Below are 26,289 nucleotides of genomic sequence, written 5' to 3'. Positions count from 1 at the left end.
GTGTCGATGATGCGACAACAGGATGAGGTCTATGCAAAATTGGCTGCCGTCTATGACCCGGAATTGGATGAACCTGTGACGGATATGGGGTTTATTGAAGGCGTCAGAATCGATGGGCCCGAGGTAACTGTCTATTTTCGGCTTCCGACCTACTGGTGCTCTCCCAATTTTGCTTTTATCATGGCGGAGGATATCCGGAATCGGATCATGGAGCTTCCTTGGGTAAACGACGTGCGGATTCAGCTCAAGGACCACTGCGCATCGGACGAGATCAACGAGGGAGTATCCAAAGGCAAGTCATTTTTTGAATCCTTTCCATCGATGTCCAACGGTGGCTTGGATGAAATCCGTCATACTTTCCGAGTTAAAACCTATAAATCAAGACAGGAACGCATTCTCAGGCATTTCATTCAATCGGGGCTGTCCCACACAGCTATTCTGAACTTAACCGTAGCGGAGTTGAGCAATTATCCAGGACTTGAACAGGATACCCATTCATTGATTGAGGGGTATTTTGCCGTCCGGTCCGAATTTGGTCACACCCTGAAGCCCGGCGATACGGCATTTGTGCGGTATGACGGGCAATTGATACAGCCTGAGGATTTTTCGAATTATTTATTGGAAATCCGACGCACGCGAATGAGCATGGAATTCAACTCGAATTATTGCCGCGGCTTGCTGCAAACTCGTTATGGGGAACCGGGCAAAGAAAATGAAACGGAGGTCATCAAACAATGAAAGCAGGACGTTTATACCAATACAACCAACCTTTAAAAATTGAAGAAGTTGCCGATCCCGTGATCACGCATCCCAACGATGTGATTGTGAAAATAGGCGGTGCGGGCGTCTGCCATACCGATCTGCATTTGATCCAGGGAATGTGGCACCACATACTGGGAACGGAGCTGCCGCATATCATCGGCCATGAGAACGCCGGTTGGGTTCACCAAGTTGGATCGGGAGTAACAAATTTCAAGGTCGGAGATCCGGTTATCGTTCATCCCGTCATGAGCTGTGGTTATTGTTTGAGCTGCCGGCGCGGCGAAGATATGCATTGCGAGGATCTGAAATTCCCGGGACTCAGTGTGGATGGAGGATATGCGCAGTATTTAAAGACGTCCGACAGAGCGCTGATTCCGCTGCCTGAAGGGGTGCGGCCCGAAGAAGTAGCGCCATATGCGGATGCAGGCATTACGGCTTATCGGGCAGTTCGCAAAGCGGCCCCACTTGCCAGACCTGGCACTAAGGCGCTGATGATCGGCATGGGCGGCTTAGGCCATATCGGCATTCAAGTCATGCGGGAGCTGGGCAACGCGGACATTATTACCCTCGATATTGACAAGGGCAGACTGGATATGTCATTGGATTTGGGGGCTGCACATGCTGTAGTTGCCAATGATCAGGCGATTTCCCAAGTGAAAAGCTTGACGAATGAAAAAGGAGCAGATATCATCATCGATTTTGTCGGAACCGACCGGACTCATGCAGACAGCATGCAGATGCTAAGAAAAGGCGGGCATTATTTTGTCGTCGGCTACGGAGGTACGGTCAATGTTCCTTCAATAAATATCATAAACAACGAGTTTAATATTATTGGAAGCTTGGTCGGCAACTACAGCGACCTGTATGAACTCATGCAGTTGAATGCGCGCGGCAAAGTGAAGCTGCATACCTCCAAATATTCACTCGACGAAGCGAACGACGTGCTGAGAAAGCTGGAGGAAGGCAAAATCAACGGCCGTGCTGTGCTGGTTCCTTAATCTCGATCAATCAATCAATCCTCCTTTAGAAGAGAAGGCGTCGGGCTGCCTGATGTCTTTCTCTTGCATTCACTGAATAAAAGATTTCAATGATAGGAGTGGGAGCTATTTTATGCCAAAGCTGATAAAAGTGGATGAAGATTCGCGCGCAGCGCTTGAAAGAGGCATCGACAAGCTTGCCTCTATTGTGAAGGCTACCTTGGGCCCGAAAGGACGTAATGCAATCATCGATCGGCCGTTTGCAACACCGATGGTTTCGAATGACGGCGCCTTCATTGCCAATGAGATTGAACTGGATGACCCTTTTGAAAACATGGGGGCCGTGTTGGTAAGGGAAGTGGCGAAGAATACCAACGATGCTGCCGGTGACGGAACAACAACAGCCACCGTTCTTGCCCAAGCCATGGTAAAGCGAGGTTTGGCTTATGTGAGGGAAGGGGCCAACCCCGTGATATTGAAAAAAGGGATAGAAACGGCTGTGCAAATGGCGGTCAAAGCTTTAAAAGATATTGCCGTGCCGATAGAGTCCATTGAAACCATTGCCCAGGTATCCTCGATTTCTTCCAAGGATCAGGAAATTGGCCGGATGATCGCCAAGGCCATGGAGCGTGTCGGCAGGGATGGAATCATCACGGTTGAAGAGTCGAAGCTTTCTGTTACTGAACTGGAGATTGTTGAAGGAATGCAATTTGACCGGGGTTATATTTCACACAAAATGGTGACGGATCACGACAGAATGAAAGCGATCCTTCATGATCCGTATATTCTGGTAACGGACCAAAAGCTCCTCGCGATTCAACAGATCATCCCGATCATGAATCAGCTGTCCCGAAAGGGGAAGCCTTTATTCATCATTGCGGAGGATATCGGCAGCGAGGTGCTTGGAACCCTGCTCGTCAACCAAAGCCGGGGTAATTTGCAAACGGTTGCTGTGAGAGCTCCGGAATTCGGCCCATTCCGCAAATTGGCGCTGGAGGATATCGCGATCATGACGGGTGCCCAACTCATTTCTGAAGATTTGGGGAGAAGGTTGGAGAATGCCTCGATTGAAGATTTGGGCAGGGCCCAACAGGTTCGCGTGAGCAAGGACAACACTGAAATTATTGAAGGAGACGGCGATAAGGAGCTAGTTAGAGCCAGACGGCTTCAGGTTCGCAAGCTGATCGAGGAAACGCAGCAAGAGTGGGAAAAAGAAAAATTGCAGCAGCGTTTATCCAATCTGTCAGGCGGCGTCGCGGTCATTCATGCGGGAGGGGCAACCGCAGTCGAAAGGCGGGAACGATTATTGCGCATTGAAGACGCTCTGAATGCCACCAAGGCGGCAGTTGAAGAAGGTATAGTTGCCGGAGGGGGCGCGGCTTTGCTGCATGTATCATCAGTAATTGCCGATACCGACATGCTCAAAAATTTACATGGGGATGAAAAACTGGGGGCTCAGGCGGTTCTCGATTCGTTGTCTTCTGCATTGCACACGATTGCAGAAAACTCTGGCGTTAATCCGCTGGAAGTAATAGACACGGTAAAATCGCTTCCGGTCGGTTACGGCTTTCATGCGCTCACCGATCAATACGTGAACTTGATTGAGCATGGAATTATCGATCCCGTCAAGGTAACGCGTTCCGCTTTGGAAAATGCTGCATCCATCGCAGCTTTGATTATCACGACAAAAGCTATTATTACCGACAAGCCGGAGATCGACGACCCGACCAGCGGACCTTGCCGGGGCGGCGGAGCCGAACTTTTGGAATAAAACTGACTGTATGTACATAGATATAAAATAATCATTCTAAATTTGTTTTTCTTAGAAAGCGTTTCCACAATATATTTGTTCTTACCTCTTTAATTGATTTGAAAGGAAAAAAGGGTTGGGGGTAAGATAATGAGCGATCGAATCCTATCTTTGCAGGCTTGCTCATCTCCAATGCAAGAGCGTAACCGCTTAGAGGACGTTTGGAAGAGTTTTATTGCGGATAAAAACTTTCAACCTGACCATCCCGGTATTCGTCCTTTACTGCTGCAATCATGGCAGCGGTGTCTCGGCCAAGGAGTTGATCCGGTAAAGACGAAGGCGCCCATCATTTCTTCAAATCCGTTGGAGGATGATGAGTTTCATGGTCGATTGTTCCCTCATTTAGAACCTTTTCTGAGAAAATTCAGAGAAATGGCAATAGAAACGGGCCATTTATTCGTGTTTTGCAATTCCAGGGGAGAAATCAAGCATATTGAAGGGGCATTCTCCATACAGAGCAAGGCTGAAGCAATGAACTTTGTGGTTGGTTCATCATGGCGGGAAAACAATGCGGGTACGAACGCGATTGGTACGGCATTGGCTTCGGGCAGCCCGATACAGATTTTTGCTGCGGAGCATTTTTGCCAAGAGGTGCATGAATGGACATGTTCGGCAGCACCCATTCGTGATCCGGCGACTCAGAAAATTCTTGGAGTTATCGATTTAACGGGATTGTGGGAGAACGTAAATTCGCATTCCTTATTTGTTGTATTAACAGTAGCGCAAGCGATCGAGGAGTCGCTGAGAAGAGAGCTCGAAGTGGAGCGCTATAAGGTTTTGGTCCATTATCTGGAGGCATCGCTGAGAACGCCGAACCTGCCCTTGGTCGCTCTTGACCGCGGAGGAGCAGTATTGAAAGCGGATTCCCTGCTGTATGAGCATCGTTTGATCGATGAAAACAACAAGCTGAAGGATTGCCCGATTCATGATCTGCATGGAAAATCGGAGGTGAGCTGGGAGGCGGATTCCGGCAAAGGCAGATGGAAATTCGTGCTGATTCCTTATGCGGAACAAGGACGCATGATCGGCGCAGTTGTTCATGCCATGCCTCCCCGAATAGAAATTCACAAGACTTCGTCGGCGATCATCAAGCATTCGTTTTCAAGCATGATCGGCAAGTCGCCCAAATTTACGTCCTCGATCAAAGAAGCCCTCTCAGCTGCGGGAACCGATTTTCCAGTACTCATACAAGGCGAAAGCGGAACGGGAAAAGAGTTGTTTGCCCAGTCTATTCATAGGGCAAGCAAGCGGGTAAACGGACCATTTGTGGCGGTGAACTGCGGAGCATTGCCGAAAGAGCTTGGCGTAAGCGAGCTGTTCGGTTTTGAAGGGGGTTCCTTTACGGGAGCGGCGAAGGACGGACGCTCCGGTAAATTCCAGCAGGCCCAAGGCGGCACCATATTTTTGGATGAAATTGGAGAAATGCCGCTGGATTTGCAGACGATATTATTGCGTGTGCTTGAAGAGGGTGAAGTCGTTCCTTTGGGCGCACAAAAGCCCATTCGTTTAAATGTAAGAGTCATAGCGGCAACAAACAGGGATCTTATGAATTCGGTAGAGCACGGTAAATTTCGCCGAGACCTATACTACCGGCTCAATATTCTCTCTATTCACGTTCCGCCTCTGCGCGAGCGCCCTGAAGATATTGTTCTGCTGATGGATTATCACTTGCAAAAGGCCTGCAAAGAGGTTGGGCGCTCACCGCTGAGAATGGACAGATCCATTGTCAGCGAGCTGGAAGGCTACAATTGGCCGGGAAATGTGCGGGAGCTTCGGAACATCGCTTACCGGCTGGCCGCCAATCTCTCGGGAGATGTGATCCATAAGAAAGATCTGCCCAATGAAATCAATAGAACGCTTCAGCAAATGGCTCCCGCCCGTGAATCGCGCAGCGTAAAAAAACTGCAACTGCCGGGAAGTGCGATGCCGACCACTTTGAAAGGACAGGAGCTGGAAACGATTCTTTCCGCTCTTGACGAGTTCAACGGAAACGTATCGGAAGCCGCCCGCTGCCTGGGGATCCACCGCAGCACCATTTACAGAAAATTGCGCGAATTGCCCGTATATGAAAAAACGAAATCCTGAGAAGGAGTGCTCTGGTATGGAAGCGAAATTGTGGAGTGAACTGGATGCAGAAAAGAGAGATAGAGCGGCCGGCATTATCACCGAGTTCAGCACAACCGCCGTAGCGTGGAATAAGCAGGAGCAGGATCATGTTGTGGATGTGTTTAAACGTCTGATGGAGATGTGTCAAAAGGAAAACAACCTTAAGCCGCATCAGCTGGTCGTGGTTTCCAAAATGCTTCAGGAAGCTGCTATTGCCGATCTATATGAATATCTGCCGGAGGATTTTGAGAAATGGGAAAGCAAGGATGATCTGATGGCGATGTTTTTCTTCGGGGCCAACGGGTTGGATCGTTATCGGGAAGCGAAGAGCAAGCAAGCCGGAGCAAAATGAAAGCGGTCATCGCGTAAAGGCGCGATGACCGCTTTTGACCACATAAGAATTTATCAGTTTCCGGTCATTCGGAAAGGCAAATTCTTTTTGGCATGAAAAACTTCCCAGGCTTTTTTTTCTTAGCAGTTTGCCGCAAAAGTAATGTCAGCCTAATAAATTCAAAAATTCCCTCATAAATCCGGGCAAATCGGGCCAGGCATGACCGGAGACGAGCTTGCCGTCTACGTGCAGCGTATCTTTTGTATAACGCGCGCCAAGGTTTTCCACGTCTATTTGGCATGCTGTATATGCTGTCATTGTGCGTCCCTCGAAAAATTGATTGTTTTTCAGCGCCCCGAGAACCAGAGCTGCATGGCAAATCGCCCCTACCGGTTTGTTCGCTTCAAAGAAATGACCGACGATGCGCGGGATGTTTTCATCCAGCCGGATATATTCCGGCGCCCGTCCGCCAGGGATAATCAATCCGTCAAACTCGGACGGATCGACTTCCGAAAAGGCGATCTGGGATTCAATTTGATATCCCGGTTTTTCGGTATACGTATCCCAGCCTTCAAAATCGTGAACAACCGTGCGCAGCACCTTTTTGTTCGGTGAAGCAATCACGGCCTCATAGCCCTCCTCCAATACGCGGAAATACGGATAGTACACTTCCAGCGCCTCGACGGCATCCCCCGCAAGAATCAAAATCTTTTTGCCCATACAAAAATCACTCCCATGGTTTCTTTAATAGGTTTACGATTAAGTATATGAATACGCACGCAAAATTAAGCCAAATTTGCAGTTATACGACTACAAATTAAACAATGCGATGTTTGACGGGGACGATTTTTCCAGAATGGTCGGGCTGTTTGACTGGGAGATGACGGGGGCCGGGCGCTCCTTCAGCGCCGGCGGGGATGTGAAAACGATGGGCAAGTACAATCAGCCGCTGCAGATCTACCGTCACATCGGCAAATTGAATGAGCTGATCCTGGCCATGCAGGATCTGGACAAACCGATTATCGCCTGCGCTGCGCACAAAGGAACACTTTTTTGCCATATACACGCTGTGTGTCGGCTACGTCATCTATTTGGTCATCTACAAATGGGATGATTTGACGGGAGGCGTCCGCGGCCTGATCGGGATTCCGGCTCCGTCTTCTATCGGCACTATTTCTTTTAAATCTCCGGAGGCCCAGCTGACGAACTTTTCGTCGAGCGAGAAGAATCGGCTTCAGAACAGCCTGACTGTTTCCAACATAATGGCGGTCAACGAAATCAACGGCAGCGGTGGCTTCCAAGTCAACGGCCAGTCCTATACGATCAATCTCGTATCGCTGGACGACAAATATCTGCCCAATGAAACGGGCTCCAATGCCAAAAGGCTGCTGCAGGAGAACCAAACGCCGGTGATTTTCACCCCTCACAGCGGCGGTGTCTTTGCCATGCAGGTCTTTAACGAACAGGATAATTTCCTGATCATGGCTTACACGAGCGAACCGAAGATTACGGAATCGGGCAATTCATTGACGGTGCGGATTCTCCCCGTTATGACGGCTATATGGCGCCGCTGTTTGCGGGGGATACCGCCGTGCATGCCGCCCTGGAAGCGATTCAGATTCTCGGTGGCTACGGATATATCCGGGAATATCCCGTGGAAAAATGGCTGCGGGATGCGAAGATTTATCAGATCTGGGAAGGCACAGCGGAAATTGAAAGATTGGTAATATCGAGATTGATCGAAAAAAATAGATAGCCGCGGGTGGCAATCGCTAACATTTGCGCATGAGTTTAAACGAAGCAGGGGATGCATCCGTTGCATCCCCTGCCTGTTTGCAGCGATATGAGGTTTGGTTTTTAAGCGGCGGTGCCAATCGCGTTGACTTGATAAAAGCTTACGATCACAAGCGAACCGACTGTCAGTTCGGCTGTTCCGGGATCCAGAACGATGACGTCAAAGGATTCTTGGCCTATCGATATGACTCGTCCACGGAAGTAGCAGTGTTCCAAAATTACAGTGACTACTGTGGCGGCGTCAGCATACAAAGCAAGTCTTTGCTTCATCGCAGGAATGTTAAAACCTCCGTAGAACCCGTACAGGGCTGGTGCGGCTGGCGCACCAAAGGATTTGATTTTCACCTTGCCTTTCGCTTTGATTTTGGCTTTTGCGTTTAGAACGATTTTTTTATAGTTTTTGACCTTAAACATATTCTTTCACCTCCTCTTTCAAGGTTGCTCTATTCTATGTTTGGCAGTCTCTTAACGGTTGGATGAAAGAATAATAGAATTAGCGGATTATTTCCGGCCTCAAAGCTTTCCTCCAAAACACGAAAACAGGGGTAATAAAATTCCAACGCTTCGACGGCATCTCCCGCAAGAATCAGAACTTTTTTGCTCATCATATAATCCGCTCCTACAAATTAAATTATGTATCCATAACAGTATGTATATGAATATGCGCACCAAATTGAACAAATTCCCTGATATTTCCATTGGACTGCGAACTGCAGATTTTGCCAATCCGGAGTGTCATCCTGTATAATTGAAACGAAAATACAGCAATTGAACGGAAGGGGAAATTACATATGCTGACTCTAAAAGAAGCGCAGATCATCGCGGAAAAGGCGGTGGAAAAAGCGCGATCAATGGGGCTGCCGGCTTTGAGCATCGCAGTTTTGGATGAAAGCGGGCAGATCAAGCTGCTGTTGAAAGAGGATGGAGCCACCCTATTAAGAAATGATATTGCCTGCGGGAAAGCATGGGGAGCGTTGGCAATGGGGTTCTCGAGCCGGCAATTGGGTTTGCGGTTCGCGGATCGGCCCCAATTCATGAACTCCCTGATCTCCATTTCGGGCGGGAAGTTTGTTCCGGTTCCCGGCGGGGTATTGATCAAGAAGCAAGGACAAGTCATCGGTTCTGTAGGAGTCAGCGGAGCTAGCTCGGATGAAGACGAATTGTGCGCGGTTGAGGGAATTGCCGCTGCGGATTTTGAGGCCGTTATCTGAAGATTTAACGCGCCTGTTTTTGGAATGTCAATGCAATGAACTTGGCTGGTAACACGAAGCAGGGGATGCGCCTAATGCATCCCCTGCTTTCTATGGCCGACACAGTATTTGCGGGATTTGCATCATATCTCTTGATCACGGGCGTCAAAAGCTCCAGGTCCCTGTTTCCGTTCCTCAATCTTCTCCGCTTGCCCCCGAACAATCGTTTTATTCAGATCCATCACTCCCGACTGATGAGTATGCAGGTCGGGACCGGATTTCCGTTCTTGGTTTGTCATGCACTTCACCCTCTTTCCGGTTTTGTTGTTTTTTTTAATGCTATTTATCGATAATCTCATCCAACGAAGTGCGAGCATCGCGGTTCGCCGATTTGGCGATTTCCCGATCGGTCTCGCTCCCGCCCTGGATGGCCTCCGCCGCCTCCGCCTGCTCGTTCAATTGCTCTTCAATTTGTCCGATGCCGTGCGCTTTTTGATGATTCCGGCTTGTCGCCATAGTCATTCACCTCCGTATTCCGGGGAATTTCCCCAGTTTTTACTATGCGTCGTTTGCCGGAAATTTATGACGCGAAAGGCATCCGAATGAGCCTCCAGGCCGTTTTGTCTATGCGTTTGCCCTGGGAGATCGAATCCGCGCTGATCATGAAGCCCTCCGCACCTTGGACGATTTCGGCCGGAAAGCTCAGCATGATCCGGTTTTCATTCGCTTCGATTGATATATCGGGAGTCAGCTCCAGGCTGTTGTCGGCATGTTTCACCGCGCGCAGCTGCCCTTGTTGAAACGAAAGGTCAAACCGGTCAATCGCCTGCGGCCGAAAAATTCTCAGCCGAATATCGTAGGCAATACCCGGATGAATCGCTGCATTGAGCTCTATACTTACATAAAAACGCTCCCGATCCAGCCCCCCTCCGATGGAGACAATATCCGCGAAGGGTTCCAGCTTGTCCTGCAGCGTGTCTGCATAAGCATCCGGAAACAAGCTGGGAATTTCCGCGCTGGAGACTGGCCCTTGAACCATCTTCAATATAGGGTCAGGATAAGTCTCCAATAAATCGTTTTTTCGGACAAAAGCCTCCAAAAAAAGATCCATTCTCTTCGTTTGTGTGGCATATTCCCGGACGGCGGCCAGTTTTCGCTTGCGTGCTTCCGCGTTCATCGCCACCTCGTACCATTGCGCATCCAAATCTTCCATCACCAGCGGCGGCTTCAGAGGCAAATCGCCGTCATGCACTAAGGGCTTCGGGAAATCGGTACGGTGTACGAGATAGGTCCATTCGTTGACCGCATACCTGTTTTTGGCGAGCACGTATTTGATGAATGCGCTGGTTGCCCAATGGTCGTGGTGCTGATCGTTCGGATCGGGATAAATAATGTCCGTCGGTTGAAAGTCATGCAGGATTTGCTCCAGGTTTTTCACAACGTTGGCTCCGCAATACGGCGCGTTTTTTTCATAGCTGTAATCGTAGGGAGCGTGCGTGCCGCCGTTCAAACCGCGGTGAAGATTCGTGCAGTCCCAGTTGGCTTCCCACAATCCGTTGACGCCTCCATCAGGATAGTTGAGGAACACCACATCGTTCCTATCGTGGACACCCAAATGCCGAACGGCCCTCAAACTTTCCTGATGCCGCAGGTTTCCCAGCCGGAGAAATTCCTTCGGACCGGGTTCAGAAATGCCAAAGTAATTGGCCGCAGCTTTCTTATACCCATCCCCGCTGGTCATCAGCAGGACCTTCACATTTCGGCCGGCTGCCGCTGATTTCAGCATCGCGCCTGCTCCGCCGAGCGTTTCATCATCCGGATGTGGAGCGATGATTAAGGTTTTAAGACCGGGAACATAGGAGGCTTCGTGAGGATCAGCCTGCCTGTGGCTCTCGTCAGAGCGGTCGGTGAGTTCGGCATGATACTCCGTATAAGCCAATATGATCAACAGAAAGAGAAAGCCGATGATTGAGTAACTCCATATCTTGTTCATTTTGACTGCCCCTTGTTATTGTCTTGACAGCAGTTATTGATGATAGCATGACCCGTGTTCGGTTCACCGATTCTCCGGGGGCAATAAAAAAGCACCGAACTGCTTTATCGGTGCTTGGTTTACTTTCGTTGTCAATGAAACTGGACGTCGATTTTTTTCTTCGCATCTCCATGCAGCTTTTGCATGCGGATTTCAAGCACTCCATTTTTGTAGGTCGCCTTGACGCCTTCGGAAGAAACGTTGGACGGCAGGGCTATTGAACGATGGAAACGTCCGACAAAGCGCTCCTGATGGTGAAAATGCTCGTCCTTCACTTCATTTACCCTGTTAACCGTTCCATGAATCGATAGAACGTTATTTTCGATATCGATATTCACATCTTCCCTTTTCTCCAAGCCCGGGATATCGAATGCAGCGACCACTTCATTTTCCGTTTCGTAAACATCCATGCTTAAATTGCCCTGGTTTTCCGATCCTGTTCTAAAAAAAGGAAAATCGACGTTGAAGAACCGGTCAAACTCCCGTCTGAAATTGTGCAGTTGGCGAAACGGATCATAAGGTACTAAAGGCACATTAAAAACCTCCCTGAAAATCATTTTTTTCGTACATACTATTACCAATCATATCGTGAATTATTCATCTTTAATCAAACAAGCACATTAAATCCATGTTGACATATACAGTAGGGGGGTATACTATTTAAAGCGTAGGATGATAGAGGAGTGGTTTAGATGGACCGGCAGGAACAAAGACAGCACGCAACCCTGCAAATTTCGGGGATGACCTGTGCAGCCTGCGCGAATCGAATCGAAAAAGGCTTAGGAAAAATGGATGGAGTTTCCGAGGCCAATGTTAATTTCGCTTTAGAAAAAGCGTCGATCGCTTATGATCCGGAGAAGGTTTCCCTTGCCGATTTGGAGCAACGGATTGAGGATTTGGGTTATGCTGCTGTTAAAGAAACAGCAGACTTTCAAATCAGCGGAATGACGTGCGCAGCCTGCGCCAATCGAATTGAAAAAGGGCTGAACCAGCTGCCCGGTGTGACCGCGGCAAACGTCAACTTTGCCTTGGAAACAGCGCATGTGGAGTTTTCCCCTTCAAGCGTTACAATAGAAGAAATGATGGATAAGGTGGAGCGGCTCGGTTATAAAGCCGTCCCCAAAGCGGACAAGGCGGATGACGTCAAGGATCACCGGCGGAAGGAAATCGTCCGGCAAAAAAGAAGGTTTGCGGCCGCGGCGATTCTCTCCTTTCCGTTGCTTTGGTCGATGGTCGGCCACTTCGCGTTTACCTCTTTTATTTGGGTACCTTCATGGTTTATGAATCCATGGGTTCAGCTTGTGCTGGCTACCCCCGTGCAGTTTGTTGTCGGGAAGCCGTTTTATGCCGGTGCTTACAAAGCGCTGCGCAACAAAAGCGCCAATATGGATGTGCTTGTCGCGCTCGGCACGTCGGCGGCCTATTTTTACAGCTTGTACCTGACGCTGGTGTGGTCCGGTATGGGCGAACACCAAGCCCATTATACCCCGGCGATGTATTATGAGACAAGCGCCATTCTGATCACGCTGATCGTTCTGGGCAAACTATTTGAGGCGCTGGCCAAGGGACGCACGTCCGACGCGATCAAAAGCTTGATGGGACTGCGCGCGAAAAGCGCTCTTGTGTTGCGGGACGGTCGGGAAATCAGCGTGCCTGTCGAGCAGGTTGTTGTCGGCGATATCGTGCTCGTCAAGCCGGGCGAGAAAGTTCCGGTCGACGGGGAAGTGATCGAGGGCAATTCCTCGGTCGACGAATCGATGCTGACGGGGGAAAGCATGCCCGCGGGAAAACGGGCGGGGGACACGGTCATCGGTGCTTCCGTCAATCATAACGGCATTCTCAAGATAAAAGCGTTGAAGGTCGGAAGAGAGACGGCTCTGGCGCAAATTATTAAGGTCGTGGAAGAGGCGCAGGGCTCGAAGGCTCCGATTCAGCGGGTGGCTGACGCCATTTCGGGCATTTTTGTACCGATTGTGGTCGGCATCGCGATTGTGACTTTCTTGATCTGGTATTTTTGGGCGGCTCCCGGAAATTTCGCCGGTGCTTTGGAAAAAGCGATTGCCGTGTTGGTGATAGCCTGTCCGTGCGCGCTCGGCTTGGCAACTCCGACATCGATCATGGCGGGCTCCGGCCGTTCTGCCGAGCTGGGGATTTTGTTCAAAGGCGGCGAGCATCTGGAATCCACCCATCGGATCGATGCGATTGTGCTCGATAAAACCGGTACGATTACGAAGGGGAAGCCCGAGCTGACAGATATCCTTGCAGCCGATACGGCGAATGAGAGCGTCTTGATGCGGTTGGTTGGCGCTGCCGAGAAAAATTCGGAGCATCCGCTTGCTCAGGCGATTGTTTCCGGCATTTCGGCCAAAGGCATTGACCTGCCTCAAGCCGATGAATTCGAAGCGATTCCCGGTTATGGCATTCGCGCGTTTGTGGAAGGCAAGGAAATTCTCGCGGGCACCCGCAGACTTATGGAGAAATATGGGATATCTGCGGATCGGGCTTTAGCGTCAATGGAACAGCTGGAGGAAGCGGGAAAAACGGCAGTGCTGATCGCCATTAACCGCCGATATGCAGGAATTGCCGCGGTAGCCGATACGATAAAAGAAACATCGCGGGAAGCGGTGGCGCGTTTAAAGCAAATGGGTATTGAAGTCATTATGATTACGGGGGATAATGAACGGACTGCGCGGGCGATTGCCCGTCAAACGGGGATCGATCGGGTTTTGGCGGAGGTGCTGCCGGAAGGAAAGGCCGTGGAAGTGAAAAAGCTGCAAGCCCAGGGCAAAAAGGTGGCTATGGTTGGAGACGGGATCAATGATGCGCCGGCGCTGGCAACGGCGGACATCGGCATGGCGATCGGCACCGGCACGGATGTGGCGATGGAGACGGCGGACGTCACGTTAATGCGGGGCGATCTGAACGGGATTGCCGACGCGATTTACATGAGCCGCAAAACGATGGGCAATATTCGGCAGAACTTGTTCTGGGCGCTCGCCTATAATTCGCTCGGCATCCCGGTTGCCGCCGTGGGGTTTCTCGCTCCCTGGGTCGCCGGGACCGCGATGGCGTTGAGCTCGGTGTCCGTCGTGCTGAATGCGCTGCGCCTGCAGCGCGTCAAGCCGTAATATATTGAAGTAATTTTGGGCTTGTGTGGAAATGATAATCCTAAAGTACTTGCCAGCAGAAGGATAAGGTGGTTATTCATGAACTTTAGGAGAATGACGGCAGTTTTTGCAAGCCTTGTTTTGATCCTCTCACCCGGCTGCCGCAAAGAATCCCAGCAGCCCTCCCATTTGTCTTCGGAAACTCCGCTTGCGCTGAACAACTCCAAACGTGTGATTCTGCTGATCATCGATTCTTTAATGGATCAGCCGCTGCGGGAAGCTATCGGTCTCAACCGTGCGCCTGCTTTGCAGTTTCTCATGAGTCACGGCAGTTATTTTCCGAATGTCGTCAGTTCCTTTCCGACGATGTCCGTGACGATCGACAGCACGCTGTTAACGGGAACCTATGCCGATATCCATCATGTTCCCGGCCTGGTTTGGTACCATGAGAATGAAAAGCGCATGGTCAATTACGGCAATGGCTTGAAGGATATCATCAAACAGGGGCCGGTGCAGGTTCTGCTGGATACGTTGCATGAATTGAACAATACTCACTTGAATCCCGAAATCCCAACCATACATGAGGAGCTTGCCGATAAAGGAAAAACCAGCGCGTCGATCAACGTATTTGTATACAGGGGAAGAACCGGGCATTCCTTGCGCATACCGGAATCGATTGCCCATGCCGGTTCACTGCCCAAATCCATAAAAACATACGGCCCCGAATGGCTGTCTTTCGGTGCGGCCTCACAACTGAACCCTTCAAACCAGTCGAATACATTTGTATGGCGGGGCTACGGCATCAACGATGCTTTTTCAAGCCAGGAACTGGTCTATTTGATCCGAAACAGGCTTCTTCCCGATCTATCGATTGTGTATTTTCCGGACAACGATCTGTCGGTTCACGAAAAAGGTTCGAAGGTCCAGGAAGGAATCGAGAAAGCGGATGAACAATTGCGCACGATTCTGGATGCTTTCGGTTCCTGGGAGAATGCCTTGAAAAATACGATTTGGATTGTCATAGGAGACAGCGGGCAAACGGAAATCGGAAAAGACCGAAGACGCTCGATTATCCGGTTAAATGAGCTGCTTAGCCAATACCGCATGCCTCAAAAAGGAAAAGCAGCCGGTGCCCAAGATCGGATTGTGTTCGGCATTAACGAACGAATGGCTTATATCTACATTCTGGATCGGCAGTTGCCCTTGCCTGAGCTCGTTCATCGTTTGCAGCAGGACGACAGGATCAATGTGATCGCCTGGAAGCAAAAGCAATCGATTCTAGTGAAAACCGGCAAGAATCATCAAACGCTCAGTTATCGGCCCGCCGGAAAATATAAGGATGAATACGGTCAATCGTGGTCAATGGAAGGGGACCCCGGTATTTTGGATATTCGCGCAATCGGTCACCGGATTCACTACGGAGCTTATCCGGATGCTTTGGCAAGACTGTACGGGGCTCTGCATTCGCACAAAGGAAATTTTCTTGTGATTGACGCCAAACCGGGATATGAATTTGCCGATGAAAGCTCGCCCGTTCATCCCGGAGGAGCAGGCCACGGATCCTTGCACAAAGAGGATTCGCTTATTCCGATGATGATTGTCGGCACACCGTCAAATCCGGACCATCTGCGGATTAAGGATCTGAAAAAATGGCTGTTAAAAATCTTAAAAAAATAGGGCAGGATATTTTGGATTCTTAAACTCGCGGCAAATATGAGGTATAATGAAAGCTATGAATAACTTGGTTGAAAGAGAGTGGAATTATGGGCCGCAAGTGGAATAATATCAAGGACAAAAAAGCGTCGAAGGACGCGAATACGAGCCGCATCTATGCAAAATTCGGAAGAGAAATTTACGTAGCGGCAAGGCAAGGCGAACCGGATCCGGAATCCAATCGGGCGCTTAAAGTCGTGCTTGAGCGCGCCAAAACGTACAGTGTGCCGAAAGCGATTATCGACCGGGCGATCGAAAAAGCGAAGGGCAATTCGGAAGAAAGCTATGACGAGCTGCGTTATGAGGGCTTCGGACCAAACGGCTCCATGGTGATCGTGGACGCGCTGACCAATAATGTGAACCGCACTGCGGCGGAAGTGCGCTCCGCTTTTAATAAAAACGGCGGCAACATGGGAGTCAGCGGATCCGTAGCCTATATGTTTACTGAAACCGCCGTCATCGGTCTGGAAGGCAAAACAGCGGATGAAGCGCTTGAAATCCTCATGGAAGCGGATGTGGAAGTTCGCGACATCATCGAAGAAGACGAAGCGGTTATCGTTTATGCCGAACCCGACCAGTTCCATGCCGTTCAGGAAGCATTCATAAATGCGGGGATTGCCGAATTTACCGTTGCCGAGCTTACCATGCTGGCGCAAAGTGATGTTACTCTTTCAGGTGATGCGCAAGCCCAATTTGAAAAAATGATTGACGCTTTGGAAGATTTGGAAGATGTGCAGCAGGTCTATCACAATGTGGATTCGGGTGAATGAGCGGCAACAAGCAAATTCCATGCATAACAAAGAGGCTTTTTCGATGATTCGAAAGAGCCTCTTTTTTTCGGTCATAAGAATAAAAAGAGTGGATCAAAAAGGAAAGATTTACAACTTTTTTACAAGCAATTTATCGTGAATTAATACTGAGGTATTAAGATGATTATGGACAAGTGAATAATTCGGGTTGGAGATATGGAGAAACCTTAGTCGGAAACGGCCAAAATATGCAAATATTTTTGGACTTCTGCTTACGGTTTTTTTGCGGTTGGGAGGCGGCTACTCATGAAGATGAGCGATTTTTACGAGAGGCTGGAGCGGCACCGAATCATCGCTTCTGTGAAAAATTTCAAATCTCTGGATAAAGCCCTTGAATCCCAGGTTGGCGCAGCCGTTTTGTCAATTGGCAACATCGGGGTGATCAAGCAATATGTCGACCTGTTCAAGGCCCGCGGCATTCCGGTATTTTTCCATATGGAAAGAATCGGCGGAATCAGCTACGACATATGAAAGGGTAAGATGACAAATGGCAAATGTAACGTTCAAGAAGGTAAGCAAATCGTACAACAGCCAGTCGGTGGTAAAGGATCTGGATTTGACGATACCGGACGGTTCTTTTACAGTGTTTGTCGGCCCATCGGGCTGTGGAAAGTCGACGACGCTCCGCATGATCGCGGGACTTGAAAAGGTGACGGATGGGGAAATCTGGATCGGCGGCCAAAAAGTCAATGACGTGCCGCCGGGAAAACGGGATTTGGCGATGGTGTTTCAAAATTATGCGCTGTATCCGTCGATGAGCGTATATGAAAACATCGCTTTCGGCCTGCGCAACCGGGATTGAATGGAATCCGTTTAAAATTTCGAGAACGGGAGGAATGCATGGAACCGGAGAGATCGGACAAAAAATGGGGCTGGTTTCCGGTTTTGTGCTTCAATCCGCTATGACGGGCGAAGATATTCTTCAGGTCTGCGTAAATCTTCCGTCAACCAAAGTCATCGCCGTGCATATGGACAGCTGGAACCATTGACTGCTGACAAGAAGCCAATTAAACTCTTATCTGGCGAACCGGCAGCTGCAAGCACAAGTGATCGTTCCCGAAGACGGACAGAGAATGGATTTTAACTGACAATATGGTATATTTAAAAGTATCGGAAGGAGGTGATGTGCAATGGGAGAATGCAAGCTTGACCATTCACGGCAGGATGTGCTGAACAAGCTCGAAAGCCAGCTGGATTATTTGCCGGAAGCTTTAAGCAAAGATTTGATGCTTTTCTTGAAAGGCGAGCTCTCGCAGCACACATTAAACGAATTGTTTCATCTCCTGAAAAAGTACGATCTGGCGCCTGAAGCAGATCGAGAGGAGAGAAACGGCAAATTAAGACAATTGATCAGCGAATCCGATCGTTTATTTTAGCAAGAAGGCCGCAGCACCGAACAGGATCACGCTGATTCCCGCGGCGATGAGCGAGGGAACGAGCTTCGTACGGGCATACTGGATGACGGGCAGATCCAATATCGTGCATAACGTAACCGTATTATCACTTAGAGGTGAGGTGAAGGCTCCAAACGTCCCGCTGGCAAAAACCGCGCCGATCACCAGCAGGATGTTCGCATCCGCCTGATGCGCCAATGTGACGCCCAGAGGCATTAAAAGTCCCCAGGTTCCCCAGGATGAACCGATGAAATAAGAAATGAGCCCGCCCAGCAAAAAAATGACAGGCGCAATAAAGAAATGAGGAATCCAGCCCTTCACATGATCCGTGATATAGGTTGAAAATCCGAGGTCTTCCGATACGGTGGATACACTCCAAATCAGGACAAGCAGGATGATGACCGACATCAACTCATTGCCGCCGTCCACGAACGCTTTTACCGTATTTTGAATCGAAAACCTTTGGAATAGCAGGAAAGCCAAGGTGAAAATAAACCCGATCAGCAGGGATTCCAGCATCACGCCAAGCGCATCGCTGTGAAGAAACGCGTCAAAAAATCCTTTCGCCTTGGCACGGCCGTCCCACCAACTCAAGAACAATGTCAAAATCAGGACGACGGACAGAGGCAGGATCAAATTCCAAGGCTTGGCCGGGGTATCTTCCTCGTATGCGCGATGGCACATTTTCAGGACTTCCTCTTCTTCATTCCCTTGCTCAGATGGTTGATCGGCAGAATTCATATCTTGTTTGCTGTGTTTAAAAAAACTGTAATACAGACCCACCAGAATGATGACAAAGGAGTAAAAATTGAAGGGGATGCTCTTCACGTATACGGTATACGCTTTTTCATGGATTCCGTTATGTTTTAATGCGGTATCGATGACGGAGACCATATATCCGACAAAAGCGGTGGCGATCGGGATCAAGCCGACGACGGGATTGGACGTCACTTCGATGGCGAAGCCGATGTTTTGGGCAGACATTTTCAAGCGTTTTCGCAAAGCTTTCATGATCGGGGAAATCGTCACGATGCGGAAATCTGGATCGCTGAACGTTCCCATTGTGGTAAGCCAGGTTAACAGCATGGCGCTGCGCTTGGTTTTGACTTTTTTGCTGACAAGATGAACAAACCCTTTGATTCCTCCGGCCATCTTGATCATATTGATCAGTCCGGCAAAGACGTACAGGAACAGGATAATGCGAGTATTGTTGGATTTTACCAAATTATCCACGGTGTAATTGAGCATTTCCCTCAATCCGCCCATGAAAGTCGGCGCCTTCAGATAGCATCCCGCAATCAACGCAACGAATAGCCCCGGCAGTACCTGCTTGGTCCAAATCGAAACGGGGATAACGATTAAAAAAGGCAGAAGAGATACCCATGAAGCATGCATGACGACCTGCTCCTTCCATATCATCAAGATCATGGATATTATCTTCTGTTGATCGACTAAATATGTGATTTGCCCTCTTTATTCTTCATCTTTCTCCGTTTTAACTTTTCACGGAACTACGTCGTGGCTGCGCCTAAAGAAATCCATAAAAAGATCAATGCAAACAATCCCCCGAAAAACGGGAAATAATTGAAACGACGCCTGAACTTGCCGTAAAAAGCGGTATGGATAAAAGGATCACCGGCAATGCATGCATAAACGCAAATTTGGAAAGAGGTATAAACCTTGATAAAAGCCTCTTGGGAGACATCTTCCGCTTCCATCCGATCACCGAGCATCGCATAGGCGTTTTTCGCCTCACGGATAATTTGACTGAGATCCACAAATTCAACCCCCTGTATAAAGGGACTGCCGTTTGATTTCAAAAGTTCGCCTGGTTTGAAAAATAGCCGTGAACTTTTTAGAAGTTTGCCCGGTCTTTTTAAATATAAAGCGTCCTGGGGTATAATGTAAAAAAGCTGGAATTCGAAAGAAGAGGGATTATGTTAAATTTGATCATGAATTGGATCGATCAGCATGGTTATACCGTCTTGTTTTTTGTGCCCATGCTGGAGCTGCTGTTCCTTCCGGTTTCGGCTGAAGTCGTCATGGGTTACGGCGGGGTTCTGGTTTATCAAGAAAAATTGAATTGGCTGGCAAGCATATTGATTGCGGGGGTAGGAAGCTCCATCGGCATGACCTTGGCTTACTGGATCGGCTATAAATTGGGGACACCCTTTTTTGAAAAGTACGGCTCCCGAATCCATATGGGTCCGGAACGCTTGGAAAAGATGTCCCAATGGTTTCAAAAGTCCGGATACAAGGTCATCATGATCAACTATTTCATTACCGGGGTCCGTCATCTGACGGGGTACTTCTCGGGCATTACCGGCATTTCGTTTCGGGTCTATATGCTCTATGCCTATTCCGGGGCGTTGATCTGGGCTTCCGTATTCGTTTCTTTAGGCAAACTGTTCGGTCCCCAATGGGAGAAATACCATAATTCGATCAAGCGATACCTGCTGATCGGGACTATTTTCATAGCCCTTTTGTTCATATTGTTCTATTTGTACAAAAAATATAAGCTTCCGCTCATGGATTGGACCGTGAAAGCCCTGAAAAGAGGGGAAAGAATCCTGCATTCCGCACGCAAAGTAGAGATGCTGGTTGTGGTTTGGTTTCTTGTACTGGTATCGCTGTTTGCGCTCATGGTCGGCTTGATTCAGGATTTGTTGGCCAATGAATTTACGCAGTTTGATGATGTGTCCGCATTCCTGGTTCATGCACTGTTTGATGACAAATGGTCAATCTGGATGAGCTTCTTTGCGCTCCTGTCTTCCTGGAAGCTGCTGGGATCCATAGCGGTGCTGACTTTTTTGTGGATCCTGATCAAAGGAAAAGACCGAATGCTGGAGTCCGTTTTTTTAATCATTGTGATCCTCGGCGGAGAATTGTGGGAAGAGGGGTTAAGGCGCTTGTTCCAACGGGTGGGCCCTGCTCCCGCAAATTTGAACGTACCGTACACTTTTCCCGGCGAACCGACCTTTATGATGCTGATTGTCTTTGGATTTGCCGCCTTTTTATTGATCCGGCACCACGGAAGCAAATGGATTCGATATTTGTCCCCTTTGCTGACAATTATCCTTTCCATCCTTGGCGGTTTGAGTCTGATTTATTTCGGGAAACTGTATCCGAGCGATGCGGCGGCAGGATATGTGTTCGGCGGATTTTGGCTTTATCTCAATATAGTGACCATGGAAATTTTCCGGCTGTTTGCGAAAAAGGCGTAGAAAAACGCAATCCGCGCGATGCTTGTCGCGCGGATTGCCTCTCCGGGCTTGCCAAATGCCTGTTCGCATCTGAACGACAAACCGATTAGGCAGGCAAGAATGTTGCAATGGCGAAAATAAAGAATCCCATGAACATAATTGCTGCTGCGTAGCCGATAACATCCCGGGCTTTCAAGCCGGTAATCCCCAGTAATGCAATAGCCCAGAACGGCTGAACCATATTTGTCAGTTGGTCGCCATAGGCCAACGCCATAATCGTTTTTGGGTAAGATACGCCGAGAGCAGGCGCTGCTTCCACCATAATCGGGCCTTGGACGGCCCATTGCCCTCCGCCGGAAGGAACGAATAAGTTTACAATGCACGCGCTGATATAGGTATACAACGGATAAGTTGTGGTGGTTGAAATGGCAACAAACCACTGGGCGATAATTGCGACTAATCCCGAGCTTTGCATCATTCCCATAATCCCGGCATAGAACGGGAACTGCAGGAGTACACCGCTGACCCCTTTGGTTCCTTCGGCAACGGACTTTACATATCTCATGGGAGTTCCGTGCAACAATATGCCGACAAACAGGAAAATCGCATTAAGGATGTCAAGGGTCAGGTTAAACCCTTTGGTACTAAAATAATAAACAATATAGATGAGTCCTCCGAGACCGACAATCCAAGACAATATTCTGCTGTTGTCGAGCCGGCTGGCCGGCGTCATTTCTTCAGCTGCGTAAGTTGCCTGCAATTCGGCGGTAGCAGCCAGTTCTTCCCGGGATATGATCGCATCAATCGGCAGCAATTCATTGTTGTTTTTTGGATGAACCCAAAGTGCAAACAGAGGCACCAGGACCAATGAAGCGATAATGACAGTAATATTCATCGGATTGAATAAGGTTTCCGTAATCGGGATGATTCCTATTTTGCTCTCCAGGAAGTGGCCCTTTGTCGCCACCAGCAGAGGAGCGGAACCGGACAAACCCGCATGCCAGACCATCATGGACAAATATGCGGCCGTGCCGAGCAGCGGATAGTGCATCTTGATCCCGCGTTGATAGCCGGATTTCCCCATTTCCCTGGCAAACAGAGCACCGAGAACGAGTCCGAAGCCCCAGCTGATCAGCCCGCCGACGACTGCGACCAATGCAACGATATAAACCGCTTGACGAGAATTCTTCGCGGTTGCTGCAAGCGCTTTCAACCAACGGTTAACAATAGGAGAGTCAGCTACAGCATATCCAAGCACGATAATGAGCGCCATCTGCATAGAAAAAGTCAATAATTGCCAAAAACCGTTCTGCCAGTGAAGAACCATTTGGAATGGGGTTTGACCCGCGATGACAATTCCCATGATAAATACGACGAGGCTTAACAGAATCGCGAAAATAAACGGATCGGGCAAATACTTGTAAGAAACTCTTGTTAGCACATTCCCCAGTCTTTGAATCAATTCATACCAACTCCCCTTGTTTAGTAGAATATTTGGAAAATTATAAACATAATTTAGTATAATGGAAAGCGCTTAATTTGGTCAATAAGTTAAAAAATAGAATTTAAATTTAATTAATCAAATGACTCCAAGTTCTTTTAATCGGCAAATCTCGTCATCCGTATATCCCAAATTTGTAAGAATCGATTGCGTATGTTCACCTAAAAGCGGTGCGGGTGCCGTAATTTCACCCGGCGTTTTTGAAAGTTTGATGGGGATGCCGGGCATCATCACCCGTCCGGCGACCGGATGATCCTGATAGACGATCATTTCTCTGGCCAGCACTTGCGGGTGCTGTACGACCTTTTCAAGGTTGTTAATCGGGCCGGAAGGAATGCCGTTGCGTTCAAACAGTTCCAGCCATTCCTCAACTGTCTTTGTTCCGATCACATCGTTCATGATGGTCTCAAGCTGCTCCCAATGTTCAGTCCTGTCCGAGTTTGTCTTAAACCGGGGATCCTCTTCCAGGTCGATTCTGTCGACCGCCTCACACCATTTGCTCCATAGATAATCATTTCCTGCGGCGATAATAAGATATCCGTCGGAGGCGGAAAACACGGAGAAAGGGGTGATCGAGGGATGGCGGTTACCGATCGGCTCCGGCGATTTGCCCGTAGCAAAGTAGCGGGCGACCGCATTTTCCAAAATGGCGACCTGCCCGTCCAGCATCGCTACATCGACTTTCTGCCCTTGGCCTGTTTGCATTCGGTGAAACAGCGCGGATAATATCCCGATGGCGGTGAACAGACCGGCGGTAATATCGCCGATCGAAGCGCCGGTTCGGGTCGGGGGGCCACCGGGCGTTCCCGTTATGCTCATCATGCCGCTCATGGCTTGCACAATGATGTCGTATGCGGCCTTTTGGCTGTAGGGTCCCGAGTGGCCGAAACCGGAACAGGCGGCATAAATGATTCCCGGATTGGCTTTTTCCAGCTCTTCATACGCCAAACCGAGTTTTTCCATCGTGCCCGGACGGAAATTTTCCATGATCACGTCTGCGTCTTTAAGCAGCTCGAAGAAAATTTGTTTTCCTTCCTCTGTTTTCAAGTTCAACGTCAGGCTTTTTTTGTTGCGGTTCACGCTCATGAAATAACCGCTTTCCCCGTTGAGGAAAGGCCCGTAGCCCCTTGAATCGTCCCCGCTGCCGGGCGTTTCGATCTTGATGATCTCCGCGCCGAGATCGGACAGCACCATGGATGCATAAGGTCCTGCAAGAACTCTGGTCAAGTCTAAGATTCGTACACCTTCCAAAGCTTTTTTCATATTATCGGTCCCATCTGTATGTGTTTGTGGAATTCACATTGAAATATTTTTAAGCGGAAGTGAATTATCAAGTTAGCACAGGTCGTGTTTTGTGCCAGTCCGTGACTTTTTGATAAGCATGTCCAAATGAAATGAGCACTTCCTCATTCAGCGGCCGGGCCGCCATTTGCAGGCCGACCGGCAGGCCGGTATTCTGCGAAAAGCCGACCGGAATGCTTATTGTAGGCACACCGGCATTTGTAAAGGGAATGTTAAAAACGGGAGATCCGGTGTGTGCAATTCCCTCAGGCGCCGGAGTCGGGGCGGACGGTGCGGCCAGAATATCGATCTGCCGCAGCAGGGCGCTTAATTCTTCCCTGAAAACGGTGCGAATCCGCTGTGCCTGCAAATAATCGGCCGCAGGGGTCAGCAGCCCCAGCTCGATCATTTCCCGCAGGCTTGGATTGTACATGTCGGCATTATTTCGATAGGAGTCCCTATGGTAGGCCGCAGCTTCGCAGTTCATTACGACACGATGGGCGATGTTGGCTTGCGCAAAGCTGGGCGGCAAGGATACAGAAACGATCCGGGCGCCGAGGCTCTTTAAAACTTCAAGCGCGGCGTCCACCGCTCTTGCCGTCTCTGCATCGATATCATCGAAGAAAAAGGAATCGGGAATGCCGATGGCCTTGCCCCCGATGTCCTGCTCCAATGCCCTCGTGTAGTCGGGAACCGGAGCGTCAAGGGTCGCCGGATCGTTGCGGTCGGGGCCGGCCAGCACATTGAGCACCATTGCCGCGTCTTCGACCGTTCGGGTAAATGCGGCGGCATGATCGAGGCTCCAGCTGCCCGCCATAATGCCGGCCTTGCTGATTCGTCCGTAAGTCGGCTTCAGGCCGGTCAGTCCATTATAGGATGCCGGGCGCGACAAAGAGCCGGCTGTCTGGGTGCCCAACGTAAAAATCGCCATGGAGGCCGCCAGAGCCGCTGCCGAACCGCTGCTTGATCCTCCGGGAGTGTGGTTCAGGTTCCAGGGATTGCGGGTGGGCGGCACGCCTCCGAAGAAAGCGTACTCGGTGGTCGTGGTTTTGCCGAGCAGGATCGCGCCGGCCGACTTAAGCCTTGTAATGACGGCGGCATCCTCCGTCGGGATGAAATCGGCGTCTATTCGGGAGCCACCTGCTGTCCGGATTCCGGCTGTATAATATAAATCCTTGGCGCCGAAAGGAATGCCGTGCAGAGGACTGGAGCTTTCACCATGCAAAATGGAATGCTCCGCCGCCTCCGCATCACGGAGTGCCGTCTCGCGAACAACGGTTACCCAAGCCTGAACCCGCTCATCCACCTGATCGATCCGATTCAGGCACGCTTGCGTCAGTTCAACGGGAGACAATTCTTTGGAGTGAATGAGTCGGGAGGCTTCGGAGATGGTCAGATCATAAAGGTGGGGACGGGTCATTCGAGATTCCTCCCCCGCGGCATGAACAGTGGTTCGGTTTCCCGTTTCAGCCTGAATTTACGGAGTGTTTCAAGCTCCGAAAGATGCCGTTCAAGCGGCAAAGCGCTGATCCGCTCGGCAGAATGTGCGTTCAACAGGGATTCGGCGATTTTTTCGAACGCATTCCGGTCATTCTTCTCTTTGGCAGTCAATTGCTGTTCCTCCCTCCAAAAATCAAACAGTGAAAACGCTTGCTCAAATCCATTTGGAAATATGAGGCAGGCCTCTATAGAAAGTATACAGATTTCCAATTTACTTGGTCAAGGCGACATAAATGAAAAAAGTCATAACCGTATTCATCATCCCGATAGTTATGAGGAGTACCTTATGCATTGACTCTGATCACAGTTGTATACACATCCACCGGGTTTCTTGCGGACGGGGGATTTACTTTGGAGTAAATAACGATTAGATTCCCATCGCTCTGATTTTCTTTTCCTGGACGGAAAATAATCCTTAACTTAAGGCGTGGAACTGCGCACCTGCTGAATGGCAGGGTCGTTCGTTTCCATGTTTTCCCTCCATCTTTAGAGAAGGTTGCAACCAGGCCGTGTGCACCGCCGTTGGACCACCTGTCTTGCTGCCATGTACCCATCAGGAGGGGTTTACCCTTTCCAACTGTTTTGGGACTGACCGCCAGCCATGGTTCCACTGCCGTATTTGCATAGTTGGTTCCTGGTCCACCGACTTTACAGTTCAGATACGGACTAAGACGTGAATACCCTGATGAGAGGCATTTTCCTCGCTTTTCGTATCAATCGTGATTCCCCCTAAAAAAACTTTGCCTACATCATATGCAGTTGCTTATGCTCACACCTAT

At 49.5% G+C, this 26,289-nt stretch carries 25 protein-coding genes and 5 pseudogenes; 17 read left to right on the top strand and 13 right to left on the bottom strand.

From position 1 onward, the window contains the following. The first annotated feature begins 6 nt into the window (after positions 1-6). From VF724_RS00365 to VF724_RS00345, 5 genes are all read left to right on the top strand, one after another. Positions 7-738 carry a metal-sulfur cluster assembly factor gene (locus VF724_RS00365; protein WP_371752229.1) on the top strand — a complete coding sequence of 244 codons (732 nt, stop codon included), beginning with the start codon at positions 7-9 and terminating at the stop codon, positions 736-738. Beyond that, entirely contained in the window at positions 735-1,760 is a 1,026-nt protein-coding gene (locus tag VF724_RS00360) for an NAD(P)-dependent alcohol dehydrogenase (protein WP_371752228.1), read from the top strand. The genes VF724_RS00365 and VF724_RS00360 overlap by 4 nt, the downstream gene beginning before the upstream one ends. Positions 1,761-1,872: 112 nt before the next feature. After that, entirely contained in the window at positions 1,873-3,510 is a 1,638-nt protein-coding gene (gene groL, locus VF724_RS00355; RefSeq protein WP_371752227.1) for a chaperonin GroEL, read from the top strand. A gap of 129 nt (positions 3,511-3,639) precedes the next feature. Beyond that, positions 3,640-5,634, top strand: a complete 1,995-nt coding sequence (locus tag VF724_RS00350) for a sigma-54-dependent Fis family transcriptional regulator (protein WP_503473098.1) — start codon at positions 3,640-3,642, stop codon at positions 5,632-5,634. 16 nt (positions 5,635-5,650) lie between these two features. Continuing rightward, positions 5,651-6,007 carry a hypothetical protein gene (locus VF724_RS00345; protein WP_371752225.1) on the top strand — a complete coding sequence of 119 codons (357 nt, stop codon included), beginning with the start codon at positions 5,651-5,653 and terminating at the stop codon, positions 6,005-6,007. A gap of 144 nt (positions 6,008-6,151) precedes the next feature. On the opposite strand, the gene VF724_RS00340 is transcribed toward VF724_RS00345, so the two are convergent. Beyond that, a complete protein-coding gene (locus tag VF724_RS00340; RefSeq protein WP_371752224.1) occupies positions 6,152-6,706 on the bottom strand; it encodes a DJ-1/PfpI family protein in 555 nt (184 codons plus the stop codon). A gap of 160 nt (positions 6,707-6,866) precedes the next feature. Here VF724_RS00340 and VF724_RS21600 point away from each other — a divergent pair. The 3 pseudogenes from VF724_RS21600 to VF724_RS21590 form a co-directional block, all read left to right on the top strand. Continuing rightward, a pseudogene (locus tag VF724_RS21600) lies at positions 6,867-7,013 on the top strand (enoyl-CoA hydratase/isomerase family protein); the annotation flags it as partial. Between the two features lies 1 nt (position 7,014). After that, positions 7,015-7,185 (top strand): annotated as a pseudogene (locus VF724_RS21595) (branched-chain amino acid ABC transporter permease); the annotation flags it as partial. A gap of 362 nt (positions 7,186-7,547) precedes the next feature. Beyond that, positions 7,548-7,742 (top strand): annotated as a pseudogene (locus tag VF724_RS21590) (acyl-CoA dehydrogenase family protein); the annotation flags it as partial. A 101-nt stretch (positions 7,743-7,843) separates the two neighbouring features. Here the strand turns inward: VF724_RS21590 and VF724_RS00320 are convergent. Both VF724_RS00320 and VF724_RS00315 read right to left on the bottom strand, forming a co-directional pair. Further along, positions 7,844-8,194, bottom strand: coding sequence for a hypothetical protein (locus VF724_RS00320; protein WP_371752223.1), 351 nt, complete (start codon positions 8,192-8,194; stop codon positions 7,844-7,846). Between the two features lie 95 nt (positions 8,195-8,289). Then, positions 8,290-8,385, bottom strand: a pseudogene (locus VF724_RS00315) (peptidase); the annotation flags it as partial. Between the two features lie 186 nt (positions 8,386-8,571). On the opposite strand from VF724_RS00315, the gene VF724_RS00310 reads away from it, so the two are divergent. Then, positions 8,572-8,991 (top strand): GlcG/HbpS family heme-binding protein, encoded by a 420-nt coding sequence (locus tag VF724_RS00310; protein ID WP_371752222.1) that lies wholly within the window; start codon positions 8,572-8,574, stop codon positions 8,989-8,991. A gap of 122 nt (positions 8,992-9,113) precedes the next feature. On the opposite strand, the gene VF724_RS00305 is transcribed toward VF724_RS00310, so the two are convergent. From VF724_RS00305 to VF724_RS00290, 4 genes are all read right to left on the bottom strand, one after another. After that, positions 9,114-9,269 (bottom strand): hypothetical protein, encoded by a 156-nt coding sequence (locus VF724_RS00305; RefSeq protein ID WP_371752221.1) that lies wholly within the window; start codon positions 9,267-9,269, stop codon positions 9,114-9,116. Between the two features lie 40 nt (positions 9,270-9,309). Continuing rightward, positions 9,310-9,486: a hypothetical protein gene (locus VF724_RS00300; RefSeq protein ID WP_371752220.1), complete on the bottom strand. Its 177-nt coding sequence runs from the start codon at positions 9,484-9,486 to the stop codon at positions 9,310-9,312. Positions 9,487-9,550: 64 nt separating this feature from the next. Continuing rightward, entirely contained in the window at positions 9,551-10,963 is a 1,413-nt protein-coding gene (locus VF724_RS00295) for a PIG-L deacetylase family protein (RefSeq protein ID WP_371752219.1), read from the bottom strand. A gap of 131 nt (positions 10,964-11,094) precedes the next feature. After that, positions 11,095-11,535, bottom strand: coding sequence for an Hsp20/alpha crystallin family protein (locus tag VF724_RS00290; protein WP_371752218.1), 441 nt, complete (start codon positions 11,533-11,535; stop codon positions 11,095-11,097). A 159-nt stretch (positions 11,536-11,694) separates the two neighbouring features. Between VF724_RS00290 and VF724_RS00285 the strand changes: the two genes are divergently transcribed. From VF724_RS00285 to VF724_RS00255, 7 genes and pseudogenes are all read left to right on the top strand, one after another. Further along, positions 11,695-14,130 (top strand): heavy metal translocating P-type ATPase, encoded by a 2,436-nt coding sequence (locus VF724_RS00285; RefSeq protein ID WP_371752217.1) that lies wholly within the window; start codon positions 11,695-11,697, stop codon positions 14,128-14,130. A 78-nt stretch (positions 14,131-14,208) separates the two neighbouring features. Next, positions 14,209-15,786: an alkaline phosphatase family protein gene (locus tag VF724_RS00280; protein ID WP_371752216.1), complete on the top strand. Its 1,578-nt coding sequence runs from the start codon at positions 14,209-14,211 to the stop codon at positions 15,784-15,786. 86 nt (positions 15,787-15,872) lie between these two features. Continuing rightward, the gene (locus tag VF724_RS00275) at positions 15,873-16,592 is read left to right on the top strand and encodes a YebC/PmpR family DNA-binding transcriptional regulator (RefSeq protein ID WP_371752215.1); all 720 of its coding nucleotides are present in this window, start codon (positions 15,873-15,875) and stop codon (positions 16,590-16,592) included. Positions 16,593-16,877: 285 nt separating this feature from the next. Next, a complete protein-coding gene (locus tag VF724_RS00270; RefSeq protein ID WP_442788053.1) occupies positions 16,878-17,102 on the top strand; it encodes a glycerol-3-phosphate responsive antiterminator in 225 nt (74 codons plus the stop codon). Positions 17,103-17,118: 16 nt separating this feature from the next. Next, positions 17,119-17,427: pseudogene (locus VF724_RS00265) on the top strand (ABC transporter ATP-binding protein); the annotation flags it as partial. A gap of 40 nt (positions 17,428-17,467) precedes the next feature. Further along, positions 17,468-17,620, top strand: coding sequence for a hypothetical protein (locus tag VF724_RS00260; protein ID WP_371752214.1), 153 nt, complete (start codon positions 17,468-17,470; stop codon positions 17,618-17,620). Between the two features lie 141 nt (positions 17,621-17,761). Then, positions 17,762-18,007: a hypothetical protein gene (locus VF724_RS00255; protein ID WP_371752213.1), complete on the top strand. Its 246-nt coding sequence runs from the start codon at positions 17,762-17,764 to the stop codon at positions 18,005-18,007. Here the strand turns inward: VF724_RS00255 and VF724_RS00250 are convergent. Next, on the bottom strand, positions 17,999-19,420 hold the full coding sequence (locus tag VF724_RS00250; protein WP_371752455.1) for a Na+/H+ antiporter NhaC family protein: 1,422 nt from the start codon (positions 19,418-19,420) through the stop codon (positions 17,999-18,001). The two genes, VF724_RS00255 and VF724_RS00250, sit on opposite strands and share 9 nt — an antisense overlap. Before the next feature lie 116 nt (positions 19,421-19,536). Beyond that, positions 19,537-19,803, bottom strand: coding sequence for a hypothetical protein (locus tag VF724_RS00245; protein ID WP_371752212.1), 267 nt, complete (start codon positions 19,801-19,803; stop codon positions 19,537-19,539). 159 nt (positions 19,804-19,962) lie between these two features. Between VF724_RS00245 and VF724_RS00240 the strand changes: the two genes are divergently transcribed. Next, complete coding sequence (locus VF724_RS00240) at positions 19,963-21,249, top strand: VTT domain-containing protein (protein WP_371752211.1); 1,287 nt, start codon at positions 19,963-19,965, stop codon at positions 21,247-21,249. Positions 21,250-21,334: 85 nt separating this feature from the next. Here the strand turns inward: VF724_RS00240 and VF724_RS00235 are convergent, their stop codons facing one another. From VF724_RS00235 to VF724_RS00220, 4 genes are all read right to left on the bottom strand, one after another. Beyond that, positions 21,335-22,690 carry a short-chain fatty acid transporter gene (locus VF724_RS00235; protein WP_371752210.1) on the bottom strand — a complete coding sequence of 452 codons (1,356 nt, stop codon included), beginning with the start codon at positions 22,688-22,690 and terminating at the stop codon, positions 21,335-21,337. 117 nt (positions 22,691-22,807) lie between these two features. Next, a complete protein-coding gene (locus tag VF724_RS00230) occupies positions 22,808-23,992 on the bottom strand; it encodes a CaiB/BaiF CoA transferase family protein (protein WP_371752209.1) in 1,185 nt (394 codons plus the stop codon). Between the two features lie 67 nt (positions 23,993-24,059). Beyond that, positions 24,060-25,430, bottom strand: coding sequence for an amidase (locus VF724_RS00225; protein WP_371752208.1), 1,371 nt, complete (start codon positions 25,428-25,430; stop codon positions 24,060-24,062). Next, positions 25,427-25,621, bottom strand: a complete 195-nt coding sequence (locus tag VF724_RS00220) for a hypothetical protein (protein WP_371752207.1) — start codon at positions 25,619-25,621, stop codon at positions 25,427-25,429. The genes VF724_RS00225 and VF724_RS00220 overlap by 4 nt, the downstream gene beginning before the upstream one ends. Between the last annotated feature and the right edge of the window lie 668 nt (positions 25,622-26,289).

The organism is Ferviditalea candida (assembly GCF_035282765.1).
Lineage (GTDB): Bacteria > Bacillota > Bacilli > Paenibacillales > KCTC-25726 > Ferviditalea > Ferviditalea candida.
This window is presented reverse-complemented; position numbering and strand designations above follow the sequence as displayed.